Annotated in this window: 1 protein-coding gene; it reads left to right on the top strand. The window is 64.1% G+C overall.

From position 1 onward, the window contains the following. Window positions 1-613, top strand: a 613-nt coding sequence (locus lacNas_RS03440) for an LLM class flavin-dependent oxidoreductase (protein WP_201346593.1), incomplete at both ends; no start/stop codon positions are given.

Raw genomic sequence — 613 nt, 5'->3', positions numbered from 1 at the left:
TGGCGCCTTTCAAGGGCTACCCGGACTGCCAGATCCCCGACGTCAGCGACCTCTTTGACTGCGCCAAGGCAGCTGAAGACGCCGGCTTTGACGCCCTGTGGATCCGGGACGTGCCTTTCTATGACCCGTACTTCGGGGACGTAGGCCAGGGCCTGGACCCGGTGGCGACTTTAGGCGCGCTGGCAGTGTCAACGGACAAGATCGTCCTGGGCTCAGCCGGTTTGATTCTGCCCGAGCGCAACCCGATCCACGTGGCTCAAGCCGCGGTTTCCATCGACCAGCTCAGCGGACACCGCTTCCTCTTGGGCCTGGTCAGCGGGGACCGGCGCAACGAATTCAAGGCCTTCGGCCGGTCTTGGAACGACCGCAGCGAAATTTTCCGCGAAGGCTGGGAACTGACCAAGACGGCTCTGAACAACCCGGACCACCCGCACTTCAGCGGCCAGTACTACAGCAAGCTGACCGGGTCTTTGAGCTTCGTGCCGCAACTTGATCCGGAATACCCGCTGCCGCTAGTAGCGATCGGCCGCTGCCGGCAGGAGCTGTCCTGGCTGGCCAACGAGCCGGACGCCTGGATCTGGCACGGCATCGACGAAGACGAGACGGCCCCGGC

It is taken from the genome of Lactobacillus nasalidis, assembly GCF_016587775.1.
Lineage (GTDB): Bacteria > Bacillota > Bacilli > Lactobacillales > Lactobacillaceae > Lactobacillus > Lactobacillus nasalidis.
This window is presented reverse-complemented; position numbering and strand designations above follow the sequence as displayed.